The 21364-nt window shown below is 37.5% G+C and carries 16 protein-coding genes; 14 read left to right on the forward strand and 2 right to left on the reverse strand.

Going from position 1 to position 21364, the window contains the following annotated elements; translation table 11 throughout:
- The first annotated feature begins 158 nt into the window (after positions 1-158).
- The 6 genes from ACOOWA_RS05520 (at position 159) to dcm (ending at position 7254) form a co-directional block, all read left to right on the forward strand.
- A complete protein-coding gene (locus ACOOWA_RS05520; protein ID WP_421373787.1) occupies positions 159-857 on the forward strand; it encodes an L-ribulose-5-phosphate 4-epimerase in 699 nt (232 codons plus the stop codon).
- Positions 858-1075: 218 nt separating this feature from the next.
- Positions 1076-2572 carry an L-arabinose isomerase gene (gene araA, locus ACOOWA_RS05525; protein ID WP_421373789.1) on the forward strand — a complete coding sequence of 499 codons (1497 nt, stop codon included), beginning with the start codon at positions 1076-1078 and terminating at the stop codon, positions 2570-2572.
- A 21-nt stretch (positions 2573-2593) separates the two neighbouring features.
- Positions 2594-3751 (forward strand): aldose epimerase family protein, encoded by a 1158-nt coding sequence (locus ACOOWA_RS05530; protein ID WP_421373791.1) that lies wholly within the window; start codon positions 2594-2596, stop codon positions 3749-3751.
- A gap of 2 nt (positions 3752-3753) precedes the next feature.
- A complete protein-coding gene (locus tag ACOOWA_RS05535; RefSeq protein ID WP_421373793.1) occupies positions 3754-5481 on the forward strand; it encodes a sodium:solute symporter family transporter in 1728 nt (575 codons plus the stop codon).
- A 133-nt stretch (positions 5482-5614) separates the two neighbouring features.
- Positions 5615-5893, forward strand: coding sequence for a DUF6471 domain-containing protein (locus ACOOWA_RS05540; RefSeq protein ID WP_421373795.1), 279 nt, complete (start codon positions 5615-5617; stop codon positions 5891-5893).
- On the forward strand, positions 5890-7254 hold the full coding sequence (dcm, locus tag ACOOWA_RS05545; RefSeq protein ID WP_421373797.1) for a DNA (cytosine-5-)-methyltransferase: 1365 nt from the start codon (positions 5890-5892) through the stop codon (positions 7252-7254). Before ACOOWA_RS05540 ends, dcm begins: the two co-directional genes overlap by 4 nt.
- Here the strand turns inward: dcm and ACOOWA_RS05550 are convergent.
- A complete protein-coding gene (locus ACOOWA_RS05550) occupies positions 7208-8152 on the reverse strand; it encodes a DpnII family type II restriction endonuclease (protein WP_421373799.1) in 945 nt (314 codons plus the stop codon). The two genes, dcm and ACOOWA_RS05550, sit on opposite strands and share 47 nt — an antisense overlap.
- A 98-nt stretch (positions 8153-8250) precedes the next feature.
- On the opposite strand from ACOOWA_RS05550, the gene ACOOWA_RS05555 reads away from it, so the two are divergent.
- Both ACOOWA_RS05555 and ACOOWA_RS05560 read left to right on the forward strand, forming a co-directional pair.
- Positions 8251-8832 carry a Crp/Fnr family transcriptional regulator gene (locus ACOOWA_RS05555; RefSeq protein ID WP_421373801.1) on the forward strand — a complete coding sequence of 194 codons (582 nt, stop codon included), beginning with the start codon at positions 8251-8253 and terminating at the stop codon, positions 8830-8832.
- Between the two features lie 59 nt (positions 8833-8891).
- On the forward strand, positions 8892-9245 hold the full coding sequence (locus ACOOWA_RS05560) for a DUF4260 domain-containing protein (RefSeq protein WP_421373802.1): 354 nt from the start codon (positions 8892-8894) through the stop codon (positions 9243-9245).
- Between the two features lie 6 nt (positions 9246-9251).
- On the opposite strand, the gene ACOOWA_RS05565 is transcribed toward ACOOWA_RS05560, so the two are convergent.
- Positions 9252-9938, reverse strand: coding sequence for an NrtR DNA-binding winged helix domain-containing protein (locus ACOOWA_RS05565; protein ID WP_421373803.1), 687 nt, complete (start codon positions 9936-9938; stop codon positions 9252-9254).
- A 539-nt stretch (positions 9939-10477) separates the two neighbouring features.
- On the opposite strand from ACOOWA_RS05565, the gene ACOOWA_RS05570 reads away from it, so the two are divergent.
- The 6 genes from ACOOWA_RS05570 (at position 10478) to ACOOWA_RS05595 (ending at position 21277) form a co-directional block, all read left to right on the forward strand.
- Positions 10478-12862 (forward strand): beta-L-arabinofuranosidase domain-containing protein, encoded by a 2385-nt coding sequence (locus tag ACOOWA_RS05570; RefSeq protein ID WP_421373805.1) that lies wholly within the window; start codon positions 10478-10480, stop codon positions 12860-12862.
- A gap of 221 nt (positions 12863-13083) precedes the next feature.
- A complete protein-coding gene (locus ACOOWA_RS05575; protein WP_421373807.1) occupies positions 13084-14997 on the forward strand; it encodes a sialate O-acetylesterase in 1914 nt (637 codons plus the stop codon).
- Positions 14998-15063: 66 nt separating this feature from the next.
- A complete protein-coding gene (locus ACOOWA_RS05580; RefSeq protein ID WP_421373809.1) occupies positions 15064-16518 on the forward strand; it encodes an MFS transporter in 1455 nt (484 codons plus the stop codon).
- A gap of 465 nt (positions 16519-16983) precedes the next feature.
- Positions 16984-18105, forward strand: coding sequence for an endo-1,4-beta-xylanase (locus tag ACOOWA_RS05585; RefSeq protein WP_421373811.1), 1122 nt, complete (start codon positions 16984-16986; stop codon positions 18103-18105).
- 87 nt (positions 18106-18192) lie between these two features.
- Complete coding sequence (locus ACOOWA_RS05590; RefSeq protein WP_421373812.1) at positions 18193-19167, forward strand: glycoside hydrolase family 43 protein; 975 nt, start codon at positions 18193-18195, stop codon at positions 19165-19167.
- Positions 19168-19246: 79 nt separating this feature from the next.
- On the forward strand, positions 19247-21277 hold the full coding sequence (locus tag ACOOWA_RS05595; RefSeq protein ID WP_421373813.1) for an alpha-glucuronidase: 2031 nt from the start codon (positions 19247-19249) through the stop codon (positions 21275-21277).
- Positions 21278-21364 lie beyond the last annotated feature (87 nt).

Consider the following 21364-nt stretch of genomic DNA (forward strand, 5'->3'; position numbering starts at 1 on the left):
CAATTGAAGCTCAAAGATTGATTACAAATTAAAAGTAAAATAAAAATCTGCTCCGTAGGAGCAATATCTGTAGAAGAGTAATATCAAGTTATTGATGAACTCCGTTGGAGTTCAATCTTAAAAAGACCAATACGCAATAGCGTTAAAAAACAACAAAAATGAGCATCTATAAAGAACTGAAAAGAGAATGTTTCGAAGCCAATATGCAACTCGATGCATTGAAGCTGGTCGTTTACACTTTCGGAAACGTAAGCGCAGTTGACCGTGACAAAGGTATTTTTGCCATCAAACCAAGCGGCGTTCCTTACGAATTATTGAAACCGGAAGACATTGTAATTTTAGATTACAACGCCAACGTTGTTGAAGGAAATCTAAGACCGTCCTCCGACACCAAAACCCACGCTTATCTTTACAAAAACTGGGAAAACATCGGCGGAATCTCACATACACACGCTATTTATTCCGTTGCCTGGGCACAGGCACAGATGGATATCCCGATTTTCGGAACAACACACGCCGACCATTTAACATCTGATATTCCTTGTGCACCGCCAATGAGGGATGATTTAATCGAAGGAAACTACGAGTACAACACCGGTATCCAGATTTTGGAATGTTTCGAAGATAAAAATCTATCCTACGAAGAAGTGGAAATGGTTCTGATCGGCAATCACGGTCCGTTCACCTGGGGAGAAAACGCAGACAAAGCCGTTTACAACAGCAAGGTTTTGGAAACCATCGCAGAAATGGCGTATCGAACAAGACAAATCAATCCAGATGCTGCAAGGTTAAAAGATTCATTAATCAAAAAACATTACGAACGTAAACACGGCAAAAACGCTTATTATGGACAGTAGTTGGCTTCTGGCGAATAGCTTCTAGCCTTTGGCAATTGTCATCTTTAAACAGAGAAAAACGAACCCGAAGGGTTCAATATCAGTAGCCGTAGGTGAAACCTATAGCAAAAAAGTACAAAATCCTACAGAATCCGAAGGATTCAATGTAAATAGCTGTAGGTAAAAAAAATAATTATAATAAACCATCAACTATCAACCAACAACAATCAACTAAAAATATGTTAACACCTCTCAATACCAAAGAAATCTGGTTCATCACTGGAAGTCAACATTTATATGGTCCTGAAACATTGGCTCAGGTTGCAGAACATTCAGCGAAAATCGTAGAAGCTTTAAACGCTTCTTCACAAATTCCTGTAAAAGTAGTTTTAAAACCAACGGTAAAAACAACGGAAGAAATTTTCGAAACCTTAACTGCTGCCAATTTCGCCAAAGACTGCATCGGAATTGTAACCTGGATGCACACGTTTTCACCCGCAAAAATGTGGATTCGTGGACTGACCGCTTTGCAAAAACCAATATTACATCTGCATACACAGTTCAATCAGGATATTCCGTGGTCTACGATGGATATGGATTTTATGAACCTCAATCAGGCTGCTCACGGTGATCGTGAATTTGGTTTTATGGTGAGCCGTCTCCGAAAAAACAGAAAAGTGGTCGTAGGTCATTGGGCTGAAAAAAGAGTTCAGAAACAAATCGGAGAATGGAGTAGAGTTGCTGCAGGTTGGGACGATTGGCAAGGTGCAAAATTTGCCCGTTTTGGTGACAATATGAGATTTGTAGCCGTTACCGACGGAGATAAAGTAGAAGCGGAAACTAAATTTGGTTTTTCGGTAAACACTTGGGGAATCGGAGATTTGGTAGGCGTTGTCAATTCAATTGGCAATGGTGAAATCAAAACGTTAATAGAAGAATATGAGTCGTCGTACAAAATGGCAGAATCTCTTCTTTCCGGCGGTGCGAACAGAAAATCGCTTGAAGCGGCCGCAAGAATTGAATTAGGCTTGGAAAAATTCCTGAAAGACGGAAATTTCAAAGGCTTTTCTGATACTTTCGAGGACCTTCACGGTTTGGAACAGCTTCCCGGAATTGCTGTTCAGAGATTAATGGAAAAAGGGTATGGATTTGCCGGAGAAGGCGACTGGAAAACGGCTGCTTTAGTTCGTGCAATGAAAACGATGGGACAAGGTTTGGAAGGCGGAAACGCTTTCATGGAAGATTATACCTACCATTTAAATCCGTCAAATCCGTCCGTTTTAGGTTCGCATATGTTGGAAGTTGACCCAGTTTTGGCGGTTGACAAACCTTCTTGTGAAATTCATCCGTTAGGAATTGGCGGAAAAGCTGACCCGGTTCGTCTGGTTTTCAATTCAAGAGGAAATATCGATTCTTTAAATGCCGCTTTGATGGATTTCGGAAATCATTTCAGACTGTTAATCAACAAAACAAAAGCCTTGGAAATAACTGAAGAACTTCCAAAACTTCCTGTAGCGAGAGTACTTTGGAAACCGCTTCCTGACCTTTACACGGCAGCTGAAGCCTGGATTTTGGCAGGTGGAGCGCATCACACGTGTTACAGTGAAAACATTAGCGCAGAACAGCTTGAAGATTTTGCAGAAATTGCAGGTATCGAATCGCTTGTTATTGATGAAGACACAAAAATCCGTGATTTTAAGAATACGCTTCGTTGGAATGAGATTTATTATCATTAAACTTGCAAAATCATTCAGACTATGAAAAAATTAAGTTATAACCTGATTATTGTTGCGTTTTTGAGTATTTTCGGATGCAATAAAAAAGAAAACAGTAATCAGACTCAAAAAGAACAAATGGAAAATATACAGATTTCAGACTACGGCGTGACGGCAAAGAGCGATTCTATCAGGAAATTTACGCTTACCAACAAGAACGGGATGAAGTTAGAAGTCATTAATTTTGGCGGAATTATCACTTCACTTACCGCTCCTGATAAAAACGGAAAATACGAAGATGTCGTTTTAGGATTTACGAAGCCTGAAGATTATTTTAACGGAAATCCATATTATTTCGGAGCATTGATTGGCCGTTACGGAAACAGGATTGCCAACGCCAAATTCACTTTGGAAGGTAAAACCTATGACATCGACAAAAATGACGGGCCAAACAGTCTTCACGGTGGAAAAGAAGGTTTTCATACCAAATTCTGGAATATCGAACAGGTGAAAGATGCAAAATTCCCAACTTTGAAACTGACTTACACAAGCGCAGAAGGTGAAGAAGGCTATCCTGGAAAATTAACGACAACGGTTTTGTATACTTTGACGGACGACAACGCGCTTGAAATTTCTTACGAAGCGGAAACCGATAAACCGACTGTGGTGAATTTGACTCAGCATTCATACTTCAACCTTTCAGGGAATTTCTCTAAAACAATTCTTGACCACGAATTGCAGATTAATGGAGACAAATTTACACCAGTGAATGAAACTTTGATTCCGACTGGAGAACAGAAAGCGGTAAAAGGAAGCGCATTCGATTTCACAACTTCAAAAGCAATTGGAAAAGATATCAATGCCGACGACGACCAACTGAAAAAAGGAAAAGGCTACGACCACAACTGGATTCTGAACGGAAGCGGAATGAGAAGCATCGCAAAAGTGTATCATCCTGAATCTGGAAGAATGATGGAAGTTTTAACCGATGAACCTGGTGTTCAGTTCTACTCCGGAAACTTTTTGGATGGAAAATTTGATACTAAAACAGGTGGGAAAAATGAATTTAGAACAGGTTTCTGTTTAGAAACTCAACACTTCCCGGATTCTCCAAATCAACCTTCATTTCCTTCAACAGAACTGAAGCCAGGACAAAAATATCAGTCAAAAACAATTTATAAATTCTCAGTTAAAAAATAGGTATGGGAAATTTAGCAACTATTGATATCATCATATTTTTAATTTATTTTGTGGTGGTTGCCGGTTATGGATTGTGGATTTACAACAGAAAAAAGTCTGAATCTACAGGCAGTAAAGATTATTTCTTGGCGGAAGGTTCACTAACTTGGTGGGCGATTGGAGCAAGTTTGATTGCTTCCAACATTTCAGCGGAACAGTTCATCGGAATGTCCGGTGAAGGATTTTTTGTGGGAGTTGCAGTTGCAGCTTACGAATGGCTTGCCGCAATTGCATTGATTATCATCGCAGTTTGGTTTATCCCGATTTATCTTAAAAACAAGATTTATACGATGCCACAATTCCTGGAAACCCGTTACAACAAGTCGGTTTCATTGATTATGGCGGTGTTCTGGCTGTTTTTATATGTGATTGTTAATTTAACTTCAATTCTTTATTTAGGAGCTTTGGCAATCGACACTTTATTAGGAGGAGACAATCTTCACATCATTATGATTGGATTGCTGCTGATGGCTTTGTTAATCGGTCTTGGCGGAATGAAAGTAATCGGTTACACCGATGTTATTCAGGTAGCCGTTTTGATTATCGGAGGATTTGCCACTGTTTATATGGCGCTTCAAATTGTTGACCAGAGAATCAACGGAGCGGCTGTTGGAAATGCTTTTGCAGGTTTCCAAACCTTGATGAACGAAGCTCCGCAACATTTCAAGCTGATGTTGGATAAGCCAGTGAAAACAACCACAACTTTAGCAATGCCTGAAAATCTTGACGTTCAGAAATATGTGGTTCTTCCAGGTTTGGCGATGTATTTTGCCGGACAATGGATTGTAAACCTGAATTATTGGGGCTGTAACCAATACATCACGCAACGTGCTTTGGGAGCTGATTTGAAGACGGCAAGAACCGGAATTTTGTTCGCAGGTTTCTTAAAATTATTTATGCCAATCATCGTGATGCTTCCGGGAATTGCGGCGTATGTTTTATATACAAAAGGACATTTGCCCGGATTCAATGGAGTGAAAGACGGCGCATATTCCGCTATTTTAGGATTTTTACCAACTGGTCTGAAAGGTCTTGCAGTAGCAGCTTTAACGGCGGCGATTGTTGCATCATTAGCCGGAAAAGTGAACAGTATTTCCACGATTTTCACTTTAGATATTTATAAAAAATATTTGAAAGCAGATGCCACTGAAATCCAGATGGTGAGAACCGGACGTTGGGCAATTATCATTGCGATGGCTGTTGCATTAGCATTTACGTGGACAGACGTATTAGGAATTGGCGGAGAAGGCGGATTTACGTTTATCCAAAAATATACAGGATTTATCAGTCCGGGCGTTTTTGCAATGTTCATTTTAGGAATGTTCTGGAAAAGAACGACTGGAGTTGCGGCTTTGGTTGGCGTGATTTTAGGTTTCGTTTTAGCAATTTTCTTCAACAGTTTTGCAGTCGATATTTTCGGGAAAGAAACTTGGTTATATACTGCATTTACCTATGAAAAATTAGAAAATGGAGTAGTCCACACGATTACCGAGATTCCATTTTTAATTAACATGGGCTGGTCATTCTTCTTCACCGTTCTGACGATGGTTGGGATAAGCCTTGCAGGTCCGAAAGTGAATCCGAAGGCGTTTGCTATTGATTCAACAATGTTCAAAGTAGATAACAGAACAATGGTTCTGATTGTTGTGACTTTGCTTTTACTGACCGCCATTTACGTGAGGTTCTGGTAAAATTTAAACTATAATAAAATGAAATGCAGGATGCCAATTTGGTGTCCTGTTTTTTGTTTCTTCGTTTTTATTATTGATGTTTTAATTGCATATATGATAATTATTATTTATTATTGCAAATTAATTTCAACTTATGTCAAATTGGGATGATAAAGCAAAACGGCTTTTAAAGTCTGAATTGGTAAAGCGTGGTATTACTAACGCTGATTTGGTTACACTGCTGAGTGAAATTGGTGTTGAGGAAACGAAAGCAAGTATTGACAGCAAAATTAGTCGCGGTAGTTTTAGTGCTACTTTTTTATTACAATGTCTTACCGTTGTAGGTTGCCATAAATTAGAAATTGAAGATTATGAAAGTCAATTATTTATGGTTGCTGAACCAACCGAACCATATAAAACTTCCAAAAGATGAAAAGCAATAGTGTAAAATTCATTGACCTTTTTGCAGGTCTTGGTGGCATAAGGTTGGGTTTTGAAAAAGCTTTCAAAGACGCTGGAATGGAAACCGAATGTGTGATGACTTCGGAAATAAAACCTTATGCAGTCAAAACACTAAAACAGAATTTTAGTCACGAATTTTTGGCTGGAGATATTTTTGAAATCAGAAATGAATTTATTCCCGATTTCGATTTTTTGTTAGGAGGTTTTCCTTGTCAACCATTTAGTGCTGGAGGTAAACGTCAAGGATTTTTAGATACAAGAGGAACTTTATTTTTTGAAATCGAACGTATTTTGCGAGAAAAAAAACCCTATGGTTTTATTCTCGAAAATGTAGAAGGCTTAGTAAAGCACGATTTGGAAAATAAAAATGATAAAATAGGGAGAACACTGAAAACCATTTTATATAAACTCGAAAATGAGCTTGGTTACAAAACAAGCTGGAAAGTTTTTGATAGTTTAGAGTTTGGATTGCCTCAATCTAGAAAACGTATTTTCATTGTTGGTACAAAAAATAAAAATATTGATTTAAATGGGAATCAACCAAGATTTAAATCTTTGGAAAGTGTTTTAGAAAAAGGTTTGCCAACTTTAAAATCTGATTTTATAGCTAAATTGATGAAAAATTTTTCTTTAGAAGATTTATACGGAAAATCTGTAAAAGATAAACGCGGAGGTGATAATAATATACATAGTTGGGATATTGAAATCAAAGGAAGTGTCTCTAAAGAGCAAGCCGAAATTCTGAATAAATTGTTCAAACAAAGACGAAAAAAACACTGGGCAGAAGAAATTGGAATTGATTGGATGGACGGAATGGCATTGACTTTGGAACAAATAAATACCTTCGTTGATTTGCCATCGAACGAATTGAAAAATTTACTAGAAGATTTAACCCAAAAAGGTTATTTGAAATTTGAACATCCTAAAAAACTAGTGAAATTTCAGTCAGAAAATGGTATTTCAACTTCTCGTGTGCAAGACGAAACAAAATCCAAAGGTTATAATATTGTAACTGGAAAGTTAAGCTTCGAAATAAACAAAATTCTTGACCCAAAAGATATAGCTCCAACTTTGGTAGCAACAGATGTTTCTCGTTTAGCAGTTCCGGATGGAAATGGTTTACGAAGATTGACGATTCGTGAAGGTTTACGATTATTTGGTTATCCTGAATGGTATGAAATTCCTACCAAAGAATACGATGCTTTCGATTTGTTGGGAAATACTGTTGCTGTTCCTGTTGTGGAGTTTGTTGTTTCGAAGATTATAGAGACTATGGATTTTGATTTTATGAGTTTGGATAATATTCATTCAAAACTTCATCAAGTACATTGAGATTTCTTTGGTTAAATACAAAATCACTTGCATCATATATTCTGTGTAAGTCATTTTGCCTTCCAACCCAGCCAAAACCATCACAATAATTTAACATAATAATTTTATTTGCTCTATGATTGGCATTATGTCTCATTAAAGCACCATAAAATTCTACAAGTTGGTCTGCTCTTTTTGATTGACCACTTCCTGTTGTTATATTATACGATGATTCTATTAAAATAATTGGAGTTTCAACACTTGGTATTAAAAAATCTATGTTTTTGTTTAAAAGTGGAAACTCTTTTTGAAGTTCATATGTTAAGGAATCATTTGTATTTATTTTGTAACTATCAAGTCTTGATTGTATAATCTTTTCAACGTGTGCTCCAACTTTATTTGAATACTTATCTTGAATCTCATTATCATTTAGGATTCTTTCAACATATTTATAGTCTCTTAAATCATCGATGAAGTCAGTTTCGTTGAGCTTGAAATTTCGCATATAATAAAGAGGTATTTCAGCACCGATTCTAGAATTTCTGCCGTTTATAAAAAAGTCTACCAGAAGAATTCGAAATTCTACGTCAATTTGAATAGTTCTGCTAATTCTTTTGACATCCCATTCTGTTCTAAATTCTTCTCCATTAAAACGATATCGTAAAAGAGAAACTACTCTTTTGAGCCTTTCTTCGGAAAGTCCAATTAAGGAAACAAAAGCTTTCAGTTTTTCTACTGCGGTAAAATTATCTACTTCCGTCAAAAAGATTGATAATTCTTCTGGATTTGAGAAACGATGGCAATTTGTATTGATATAATTGGTTAATGGTTCTATTGACAATAAAAAATTATTATCAAAATCATCATCAATCATAAACGACATACTGTTTTTCCAATCTTCAAATGAAATTTTCGGCATTTTGTTTTTTTACAAATTTAGCTTTTTCAATTTATTTCTAAATGATTTCCAAATCAAATACAATCAAAAAATGATTAAGTTCGTATTAAAATTATTAAATGAAAAATTTCGATGAACTGGTTCAACAATATTTTGGCTCTCTGACTGCTGAAGAACTGTCGGTTATTCAGTCTTATTTTAAAGATGAGAGATTAAATAAGAATGAAATATTCACAAATTCCGGTGAGATTTGTGACAGATTAAGTGTTGTGAAATCAGGAATTCTCCGTGTTTTTGCATTAACTGAAGATGGAAAAGAAATTACGCAATGGCTTTCTACAAAAGATTTTTTCGTAACTGAGTTGATGGGATTTTTCTTCAATCAACCCAACCGATGGACGATTCAGGCTTTCATTGAAGTCGAATTATTGTCCATTTCCAAAGCCGATTATCAGAAGCTCTGTCAGGAATTTCCGAAATGGATTGAAATTGAAAAACAATTCATCATCAAATGCTTTGTGATGATGGAAAACCGAGTTTTTTCGCATCTTTCGATGACGGCGGAAGAACGCTACAATCAATATTTTGAGCAGAACAGAGAATTATTTCACCAGGTTCCGTTGCAGTATATTGCATCAGTTTTGGGAATGTCGCCCGAAACTTTCAGCAGAATTAGAAAAAGACAGGCAGAAAATTCTTGATTTTTGTCAAGAGAACATATTTTCAATTGTCAGACATTTGTTACATAAAATCTTAGACAATGAAAAATCTTTTAAAGCTCGAAGAAGTCGGACAGTTTGGTTTTGCGATTTTCTTTTTTTCTCAATTAGAATTCCAATGGTGGCTTTTCCCACTTTGTCTTTTGCTTCCGGATGTTTCGATGGTTGGTTATTTAGTTAATCCAAAAATCGGAGCCTGGATGTACAATTTTTTCCATCACAAATTCCTCGCAATTCTTGTTTTGATTCTCGGCTTCTGGTTGAAAATTCCGATTGTAGAATTTGCCGGAATTATTTTATGGGCACATTCTTCAATGGACAGAATTTTCGGATACGGATTGAAATTTGAGGATAATTTCAAACAGACACATCTAGGCTCGATGGGAAATAAGTAAGCTTTTTTAAATTTTAAACATAAAACCTTCCGCCAGTTTTTTCTGATATTTTGCTTCATCAAAACGGTACAGAAAAGACCCTTTTTTAGACGAAGTCATATCTTTTTCCTCGGTTTTTACAAGAATATCCAGCGCATTGATTTTGCTGATAAAATTTCGTTTGTCATATTGTTCATTAAAAATCGCTTCATACAAACTCTGCAAATCTTTCATTGTGAATTTTTCCGGCAGAAGTTCAAACCCGATAGGTCTTGTGGAAGCTCTTCTTCTCAGTCTCAGAACAGCATCTTTCACCATTTCGTTATGATCAAAAATTAAGGTCGGAAAATCCTGTAAATCAAACCATTTCGCACTGTATTTTTCATTGATCTGAATGTTTTTTTCAACATTAATCAATGCGTAATAAGAAATCGACATAATTCTGGCGGTCGGTTCACGGTCAATTTGGGTGTAGAAATTGAGTTGTTCTAGATAGATATTTTTCAGTCCGGTAAGGTTGTTCAGAACACGTTGTGCGGCTTCGTCAGCATTTTCATCGCTACCGATAGAACCGCCCATCAATGACCATTCTCCCATTCTTGGCTCAAAATCTCTCTTTACTAGAAGAATTTTAAGATTTTCGCCGTCAAAACCAAAAATGATGCAGTCGGCAGCAACTAAATGTCGTGGAAAATGAGAATAATCTTGAGTCATCAATTATAATTTTTTGTAAAGTTAAAGCTTTTATCCTTTAATTTTGTGGTTGAAATAGTTTAAATGTGTTTTATACACTTTATTTTTACTTTATTTCTGAATTTATTCAAATTTCTACTTTTACACAGTATTTTGGGAGCAATAAAATCTGTTGATTCTTATATTTTATTCATAAATCATATTAAAAAGAGATGAATTTAATGTTAAAAATATGTTAAAATTAAATTTGTTATCATTTTAGACAATATAAAAACACTCATCTGGACTTAGTCTAAAAAATACGATAAGCTCTTAAGGTAATTTTCAAGACTATTCCTAAAAAGTTCTATATCCATTTTTCATACAAGTACTTTCATCGTATCAGTCTGATTATCGTGATTTTTAATAATCTTAATTTTTATGATAAGGTGATGTATTTATTAGTATTTTTCTGAGGACTTAAATTAGGAATATTTTCGTATTCTTTATCATATTTAGTAAAAATCTTTGCCATTCAGATTCTTTAATCTATTTTAGAAATGTAGAAATAACATTTATTAATGACTAAAAATCCGCTGATATTATTTTTAAGTTTTGGAACATTTGCTTTCGGGCAGGTGAAAAAAAATATCAGCTATTTTCCACTCAACGAAGTTCATTTGTCCGAAAGTGTTTTCAGCAAAGCGATGCAGACCGACGAGAATTACATCATGTCGATGGATGCAGACCGTTTGCTTGCTCCGTATTTGAAAGAAGCCGGTCTCAATCCTAAAAAAGAAAATTATCCAAACTGGGAAAACACAGGATTGGACGGTCACATTGGCGGTCATTATATTTCTGCTTTAGCGCTGATGTATGCTTCCACAGGCGATAAAAAAGTAAAACAGCGACTTGATTATATGATTGACGAGCTGGAACGTTGCCAAGATCTTTCCGGAAACGGCTACATTTCAGGCGTTCCAAACGGTAAAAAAATCTGGAAAGAAATTGCCGATGGAAATATCCGCGCGACGACATTTGGGTTGAATGACCGTTGGGTTCCTTTATACAATATTCACAAAACATATTCAGGTTTACGAGATGCTTATTGGTACGCAGGAAGTGAAAAAGCAAAAAAAATGCTTATCAAACTGACCGATTGGATGTCACAGGAAGTTTCCCAACTTTCTGATGAGCAGATTCAAGAAATGTTGAAAAGCGAACACGGAGGACTGAACGAAGTTTTTGCCGATGTTTATGACATTACCAAAAATGAAAAATATCTGAAATTAGCGCACCGTTTTTCGCATCAGGCGATTCTAAATCCTTTGCTGATCCACGAAGATAAACTGACGGGAATTCACGCCAATACACAGATTCCGAAAGTGATTGGCTTTAAAAGAATTGCAGATTTGGAACGAAATCAAGAGTGGAGCAGTGCCGCGGATTTTTTCTGGAGCAATGTTACCCAAAAACGTTCTGCAATTATTGGCGGAAACAGTGTGAGTGAACATTTTAATTCCATTAATGATTTCAGCGGAATGACTAAAAGTATCGAAGGTCCTGAAACCTGCAATACGTACAATATGCTGAAGTTGACCAAACAACTTTTCGCGACCAATCCAAAATCATCTTACCTGGATTATTACGAAAGAGCTTTGTACAACCATATTTTGTCCACCCAAAATCCTGATAAAGGCGGTTTCGTATATTTTACGCCGATGCGTCCCGGCCATTACAGAGTGTATTCTCAGCCTGAAACCAGTTTTTGGTGTTGCGTAGGTTCCGGAATGGAAAATCACGCCAAATATGGTGAAATGATTTATGCAAAGTCGGATAACGTTTTGTATGTCAATCTCTTTATTCCTTCTATTCTAAAATGGTCTGAAAAGAAATTGGTGTTGAGACAGGAAAATAATTTTCCACAAACACCTTCCACAAAATTAGTTTTTGACCTCGTTCCAAATGCTGAAATCAATCTAAAATTGAGAGCCCCGGAATGGACAAATACTAATCAAATAACAGTTTCAGTTAATTCAAAAAATATCAATATTCCTGTCGATTCTGAAGGTTATATCAATATCAAAAGAAAATGGAAAAAAGGCGATGTAGTCGAAATGATAATGCCGATGCACCTTTCCGCCGAGCAACTTCCGGACAAATCAAATTATTACGCTTTCAAATATGGTCCGATTGTTTTGGCTGCAACTTACGGAACAGAAAATCAGGACGGACTTTTTGCCGATGACAGCCGTGGCGGACATATTGCGCACGGACCGCAGATTCCACTGAATGATATTCCGACGATTCTGGGAAGTTCAGATGCGGTGATTAATCATTTGGAAGCTGTGAATGGCGAAGATTTGACATTTAAATTAAAAGATTTATATCCTCAAAATAAATTTGCTGAAGGACTGAAACTGATCCCGTTCTACAAAATTCACGAGCAACGTTACATCATTTATTTTCCGCAGGCGACTCAGGATAAAATCGAAATGATTCAGAAAAAGAAAGCCAAAGAAGAAGAGGAAATCCGAAAACTGGATATTATTACGACTGATAAAATCCAACTCGGTGAGCAACAGCCGGAATCCGACCACTTTTTTGATAGTAAAGATTCAAACACAGGATATATGGAAGACCGCCATTTCCGTGAGGCCAAAAGTTGGTTTAGTTATCAGATGAAAAATAAGGATAAAAATGCAAAATATCTTTACATCACATACTTTGATGCCAATAATAACCGTACTCTGAATGCAGAAATCAACGGAATCAAAACATATTCTAAGAATTTCGAAGGAAAAATGGGCGGTTCTCCACAAACTTTACTCATTCCGATTCCTGAATCTGAAACCCGTAAAGAAATTCTGAACATCAAGTTTAATTCAGGTGGAAAATCATTAACGCCAAAAATCATCGAAGTGAGATTATTAAATGATAAACCTTTAAAAAATGAAAAGGAATGACAATTTTTTGGGCAGCTTAATCCGCCTTCTGTTCCCGCTTTTTCGTTCGTAGTTCCTCCTCACAAAAAGAGCTCCACTCAGGTCGGGCTGCGAGCGATTCAGAGGGTAAAAAGTCCGCTCCATTGGAGCGATATCTGTGTAGAAAGAGAAAATTGAAGTTATCAGAAAACTCCTTAGGAGTTCAATCTCAAAAAGAACTTAGCAAATAAAATATATAAAAAATGAACCATAAAAATATTATTAGAACTCTCACCTTCCTTCTCTGCATATTGTGCAATATACTTTTTCAGGCAAAGGTTACGCTTCCAACATTGGTTTCAGACGGAATGGTTTTGCAGAGAAATCAAAAACTGAATATCTGGGGAAAAGCCGACGCCAACGAAAAAGTGGAAGTGAAATTTTTCAACAAAAATTATAAAACCACGGCAGACCAAAATGGAAATTGGAAAATCGTTCTTCCGGAACAAAAAGCGGGCGGTCCGTACGCAATGACCATCAACGAAATCACGCTGAAAGACATTATGATTGGCGAAGTTTGGCTGGCTTCCGGACAATCGAATATGGAATTGCCAATGCGAAGACTGACTCCGCTGTACGCTAACGAAATCAAAAATGCGAACAACCAGAATATTCGCTTTTTCACAGTTCCTCAAAAATATAATTTCAAATCGCCTCAAACCGAACTGGATGGCGGAAAATGGGAAGCTACAAATCCTCAAACGATTCTTAATTTCTCTGGTGTAGCTTATTTTTTCGCTAAAGATGTCAGTGAAAAAGAAAAAGTGGCGGTTGGAATTATTCACTCAAGTCTAGGAGGTTCTCCGATTCAGTCTTGGATGGATGAAAATTCGCTGAAAAAATATCCTGAATATTTGGATGAAGCAAAGAAATGGCAAAATGATGAGTTAATCAAATCAACAGAATCCAACGAACAGGCGCTCAGCAAAGCCTGGTACGCAGAATTGGACCAAAGCGATATTGGACTCAATCAACACTGGGAAAAATTTGATTTAAATGATTCCGACTGGAAAACGATGCAAATTCCCGGTTCTTGGGAAGACAAAGAAGGTTCATTTGATGGTTCGGTTTGGTTCAGAAAAGAAATTATTTTAACTAAAAATCAGGCTGGAAAACCCGCATTTCTAAATCTTGGAAGAATCAAAGATGCCGATGTAACTTACATTAACGGAACGAAAGTAGGAAACGTGACTTACGAATATCCGCCAAGATGGTATGATGTTCCTGCCGGAGTTTTGAAAGAAGGCAAAAATATGATTGCTGTGAGAATTTCCAATGGAAATGGGAAAGGGCAGTTCATCGCAGACAAACCTTACTACCTTGAAATCGACGGACAAAAAATTGATTTAAAATCTGAGTGGAGATATAAAATCGGGGCAAAAGTCGACAGAATGGCTCCCGGACAAACCTTCATCCGTTGGAAACCGACTGGTTTGTACAATGCGATGATTAATCCGTTAATTAATTACAACATCAAAGGCGCACTTTGGTATCAGGGAGAAAGCAACACCGGAAAACCTAAAGAATATGGCGATTTGCTGACCACGATGATTGCAGACTGGAGAAGCAAATGGAACCAAAAAGAGATGCCGTTTTTCATTGTGCAATTAGCTAACTTTATGGAAGCAAAATCTCAACCGATTGAAAGCAATTGGGCAGAATTAAGAGACCAACAACGTCAGGTTTCACTGAAAGTTCCAAATGCAGGTTTAGCTGTAATCATCGATATCGGAGAGTGGAATGACATTCATCCTTTAAATAAAAAAACAGTCGGCGACCGATTGGCTTTGCAGGCAATGAAAATCGCTTATGGAAAAAACATTGTTGCAGACGGACCGGTTTATCAATCAATGAAAATCGCCGGCAATAAAATTACTCTTTCTTTCACAAACGGAACAGATGATTTCACGCTAGTTTCAGATTTAAAAGGTTTCGCCATCAAAAATTCCGATGGAAAATGGGTGTGGGCAACCACAAAAATCGAAGGCAAAAAAGTAGTGGTCTGGAATGATTCGGTAAAAAATCCGGTGGCAGTTCGCTACGATTGGGCAGACAATCCTGATGGAAATCTGAAAAACAAAACCGGACTTCCCGCATCGCCTTTCACAACGGAATAATGAGTCCAAACCTTCAAGGTTTCAAAAACCTTGAAGGTTTAAGAATAAAAATTATAAATAATAAATATGAACAATTCATCTCAAAAAATATCTGTCGTTGAAAAAATCGGCTACAGTTTGGGAGATTTAGCAGCCAATCTTGTTTTTCAGACTTTGGTGACCTATCTGGCTTACTTTTACACCGATATCTACGGATTAAAACCTGAAAATGCTTCGGTCATCACCTTAGTGGTCGGACTGATTGCCGGTTTTGGATTCAATCCGATGGTCGGTGCTTTGGCAGACAGAACCAGAACGAAGTGGGGAAAATTCCGTCCGTGGATTTTATTTTCTGCCGTTCCGTTGGGCGCTGCGGCACTTTTCGCATTCAGCACACCTAATTTTTCTTACCAAGGGAAAATAATTTATGCAGCCGTAACGTATAGTATTTTGCTTTTGTTGTATGCTGCCAATAATTTGCCTTATGCGGCTTTAAGTGGGGTGATTACAGGTGATATGAAAGAGAGAAACAGCATTTCATCTTACCGTTTTGTGGCGGTGATGTTTGCACAGTTTTTCGTTCAGGTATTTATGTTGCCGATTATTTTGTCCGCTGGAAACGGCGATAAAGCAGTCGGAATCGAAATCGTAATGACGTGGTTGGCGATTATCGGAACCATAATGTTGCTCATCACATTTTTCACGACCAAAGAAAGAGTCATTCCAAAACCGGAGCAGGAATCCACTTTGGGAGCTGATTTGAAAGATTTAAAGAAGAACAAACCGTGGATTATTATGTTGGTGGTTACGGCATTGATTTTCATTACGTTGGCAATGAAAGGTGGTTCGTATGTCTACTATTTCAACAATTATGTGGATGAAACATCACTTCAGAATTTCATCGCTCCAATCACCAGTTTTTTCAATTCTATCGGAATGAATTTCTTCGGTGAAGACCCTCGTTCAGCAGGTTTCGGACTTTTCAATGCAGGCGGAATCATTATGATGATTGTCGGGATTACCTTTTCAAAAAGATTTGCAGATAAATATGGAAAAAGAGACGCATTCATCGCATCGCTGTTTATTTCTACATTGTTCATCGTTGCATTCATTTTCTATCCGCCAAAATCGGTAGGATTAATGTTTCTTTCGCAAATTCTTCACGGCTTTTTCTACGGAATCAGCACACCGCTGCTTTGGGCAATGATTGCCGATGTTGCCGATTATTCCGAGTGGAAAAACAACAGACGCGCAACAGCGATTATTTTCTCCGCTATGATGGTCGGTTTGAAAGTGGGTTTGAGCATTGGAAGTTCATTGGTTTCTTCTATTATCGGGCATTACGGCTATATTTCTTCGGAAGGCGCAACAAGTGTAATCCAGCCGGAAACCGTTGCAGCAGGCGCCAAAATGCTGGTCAGTATTTATCCCGCCATTCCGTTTTTCATCGCTTGTGGACTGTTGATGTTCTATGAAATTAACAAAAAAATGGAAAATCAAATCGAGCAGGATTTGAAAGACAGAAGAAAAGGACAGGATTAGAATGATTTGGGCAGCTATTTCCGCCCTCCGTTCCCGCTTTTTTCTGGCATTGCGGAGGACTTTTAGTCATCAATTAAGATTTGACATCGCAATGCCAGAAAAAGAGCTCCACTCAGGTCGGGCTGCGGGATTCGGCATAAAACAAATTTTCGCAGTAAAAATAATATTTTTTCTTCTATAGAATTAGAATTTTTGAAAAGCTGTAAAAATCAATAGGAACGGGCTTTAGCCCGTTTGATAGAATGATAGGTAAAAGGCTTTAGCCAAAATATAGTATAAGTTTCGGCTAAAGCCAATTGGATATGAAACCTTTCATCGGGCTAAAGCCCGACGCAATTGAAAAAAAATATTGATTATCAGATATCAAAAGCTCCGTAGGAGCGAACTGTTAATAGCAAATAATGGCCACAAAAAAAAGCCTCGTAGAGGCGACCTCTTAAACTAACAGAAATTAAAATAATTGTTATGAAAAAAATAGCCGCAATAGTTGGAATTTTAGCCTTAACTGTCTCGTGCAAAACCGTAGGTTCAGCATCGTCAGACAATTCCCTGAAAAACGCATTCAAAAATAAATTCTACATCGGAACGGCAATGAGCCTTCCGCAGATTGACGGCACAGATGTGAAATCTGATGACATCATCAGAAAACAGTTCAATTCCATCGTTGCGGAAAACTGTATGAAATCAATGTTCATCCAGCCTCAGGAAGGAAAATTTTTCTGGGAAGATGCCGATAAATTTGTAGCATTTGGAGAGAAGAATAAAATGTTCATCATCGGTCATACTTTGATTTGGCATTCTCAGTTGCCAAAATGGTTTTTCGTAGACAAAGACGGAAAAGATGTTTCGCCGGAAGTTCTGAAACAACGAATGAAAAGCCACATCACAGCCGTGGTAAGCCGATACAAAGGCAGAATCAAAGGATATGATGTGGTAAACGAGGCGATAATGGAAGACGGAACGTACAGAAAAAGCAAATTTTACGAAATTCTGGGCGAAGAATTTATTCCGTTGGCATTCCAATACGCACAGGAAGCCGACCCAAATGTAGAACTCTATTACAACGATTACAACGAATGGTATCCGGAAAAAGTGAAAACGGTCATCAAAATCGTTAAAAATATGAAATCCAGAGGAATCCGTATAGATGGCGTTGGAATGCAAACCCACGTTGGATTGGACACTCCAAAACTTGATGAATACGAAAAAGCCATCACCGATTACGCTTCCGCTGGTGTAAAAGTGAATATCACCGAGATGGAAATCAGCGCACTTCCTTCAGCTTGGGGAACTTCCGCAAACGTCGCAGACAAAGTGGAATACGATGCCAAAATGAATCCATACACCAAAGGACTTCCCACAGATGTTGAAAAAGAATGGGAAAACCGTTATCTGGATTTCTTCAGATTATATTTAAAACATCAGGATAAAATCCGAAGAGTAACACTTTGGGGCGTTACCGACAATCAATCGTGGAAAAACGATTTCCCTGTAAAAGGCAGAACCGATTATCCGCTCCTTTTCGACAGAAATTATAAGACAAAACCTATCGTTGAGAAAATCATTCAATTAAACAAAGAAAAATAATCTTCGCAAATAAACCTTCAAGGTTTTTGAAACCTTGAAGGTTTAGAATATTAAAAAAAATCTATATTTAAATATCTAAACTATAAAATGAACAAAGCAAAATACCTCTTCCCAAGCGATTATATGGCAGACCCTTCAGTACATGTTTTCGAAGGCAAATTATATATTTATCCTTCACACGACCGTGAAAGCGGAATCGAAGAAAACGACAACGGCGACCATTTTGATATGAACGATTACCACGTATTTTCTTTGGACGATGTGGAAAATGGCGAAGTGACAGACCACGGCGTCGTACTTTCTGTAAAAGATATTCCCTGGTCGGGAAGACAGCTTTGGGATTGCGATGTGGCCTTTAAAAATGGCAAATATTATATGTATTTCCCTCTGAAAGATAAAAATGATATTTTCAGAATCGGCGTTGCAGTAAGTGATAAACCTTACGGGCCATTTGTTCCGGAAAAACATCCGATGTTGGGAAGTTACAGTATCGACCCTTGTCTTTTTGAGGACGGCGGAAAACATTATATGTATTTTGGCGGAATCTGGGGCGGACAATTGCAACGTTACAGAAACAACAAAGCTTTGGAATCGGCTATTCTTCCCAATGATCATGAGCCGGCAATTCCTTCAAAAGTGGCTATGTTAAGCGATGATATGCTTGAATTTGGCGAAGAACCGAAAGATCTTTTAATCCTTGACGAAAACGGAAATCCTCTTCTTCACGGCGACAAACACCGTTTTTTCGAAGCTTCCTGGATGCATAAATATAACGGGAAATATTATTTTTCATATTCGACGGGAGACACTCATTTAATCTGTTACGCAACTGGAGATAATCCTTACGGACCGTTCACGTTTCAGGGTGAAATTTTAACGCCAGTTGTGGGATGGACAACGCATCACAGCATTGTTGAGTTTAAAAATAAATGGTATCTGTTCTTCCATGATTCTGTTCCAAGCGAAGGAAAAACCTGGCTTAGAAGTATGAAAGTGGTGGAGATTGAATACGATGAAAATGGAAAAATTAAAACCATTGAAGGTTTAGAAGAAAATCAATAGGAACGAGCTTCAGCCCGTTTTTAAAAGATGACATACAATTTGGCTCTAACCAAAACTTAAGTAATTTAAAAATTTAAGAATGCAAAATTTCAGACATTACATTTTCTTATTTATAATTATTCCATTATTTACTTTCGCAGAAGATGGAAGCCAATTGTGGCTGCGATATCCTGTAAACCAAAAATTGAGAAGCATTGTAAATTCAAACAGCAAAAGTCCAACGCTGGAAATTGCAAAAAAAGAACTGAACAAACATTGGAGTGGCCAACCGATCGATTTGAAAATTGATAAGTTTCCGGATAGTTTCAAAGATGGTTACAAAATAATTTCTACCCCGAAAAAGATTACAGTTTTGGCAAAAACAGATTTAGGACTTCTTTACGGAAGCTATAATTTGTTGAATTTGCAACAGCAGAAAGCAAACCTTACTAATTTTAATTTAGTAGAAAAACCATCTTTTGATGTAAGAATTCTGAATCACTGGGACAATCTGGATGGAAGTATTGAACGTGGTTACGCAGGACATTCACTTTGGAAATGGGAAGATTTGCCAAATATCATTTCGCCAAAATATGAAGAATATGCAAGAGCAAACGCCTCAATTGGAATCAACGCTACGGTTCTCAACAATGTGAATGCTTCTCCCAATATGCTTCGTGGAGATTACTTGAAAAAAGTCAAAATCTTGGCTGATGTTTTCCGACCTTACGGAATCAAAGTTTATCTATCGGTTAACTTTTCGTCTCCGAAAGTTTTAGGTAATTTAAAAGACTCTGACCCTTTCAACAAAGACGTTCAGAAATGGTGGAAAGACAAAGCGTCAGAAATTTATAAATTAATTCCTGATTTTGGAGGATTTTTGGTGAAAGCCAATTCGGAAGGAGAACCGGGACCGCAGGATTACGGAAGAACGCACGCCGACGGTGCGAATATGATGGCAGATGTCTTGAAACCGTACGGTGGAATCGTGATGTGGAGAGCATTCGTATACAGTCCGAGTTCAGATGACCGTGCAAAGCAGGCCTATCTTGAGTTTACGCCTCTGGATGGGAAATTCAGAGATAACATAATCATTCAGATTAAAAATGGTCCTGTGGATTTCCAGCCACGCGAACCATTTCATCCACTTTTTGGGGCCATGAAAAATACATCGCAGATGGTAGAATTTCAGCTTACTCAGGAATATTTGGGACATTCTAATCATTTGGTTTATTTAGCACCGCTTTTTAAAGAAAATCTTGATAGTGATACCTATTCGGATGGAAAAGGTTCTACAATTGCTAAAATTACAGATGGAACATTAAGACCGGCAAAATTTACAGCCATTTCCGCGGTTGCCAACATTGGCGAAGATACGAACTGGACCGGACATCATTTTGCACAATCCAACTGGTACGCCTTCGGAAGATTGGCCTGGAATCACAATTTATCCTCCGAACAGATTGCCGATGAGTGGATTAAAATGACTTTTACAGATGATAAAAAATTTGTTAATCCTGTCAAAGATATGATGCTCACTTCCCGTGAAACCGCTGTAGATTATATGATGCCTCTTGGTTTGCACCATATTTTTGCAGGAATGCACCATTACGGGCCTGAACCTTGGGGTGATTACAAAGGAACACGAGCAGACTGGTCGCCGGTTTATTATCACAGGGCAGACGCGGAAGGGCTTGGATTCGACAGAACAAAAACCGGTAGCGACGCCGTTTCAGAATATTTTCCGCCATTGAATGAAATGTATGGAAACATCAAAACAACTCCGGAAAACCTGATTTTATGGTTTCATCATGTGCCGTGGGATTACAAAATGAAGGATGGAAAAACGATGTGGGAAGCATTGTGTTACAAATACGATTTGGGCGTTCACGAAGTGAGAGATTATCAGAAAGTTTGGGGAAAAATGCAACCTTATGTTGATAATGAAAGATTCACAGATGTTCAGTCTAAACTAAAAATTCAGTCTAAAGACGCAGTTTGGTGGAAAGACGCCTGTCTCTTATATTTCCAGACATTTTCCAAAAGACCGATTCCTGATGACATCGAAAGACCTGTTAACGAGCTGGAAGATTTGAAGAAAATCAAACTTCCAATGGGTCATCACAATTAAATAAAACTTAAGCAACAACTTTCTGAATCTTTTTTAAGACGGGAAGTTGTTTGCTTGATAAATTAAGTGTAAATTTAACACTTAAAT

The sequence above is a fragment of the Chryseobacterium sp. GP-SGM7 genome, assembly GCF_049166575.1.
Classification (GTDB): Bacteria; Bacteroidota; Bacteroidia; order Flavobacteriales; family Weeksellaceae; genus Chryseobacterium.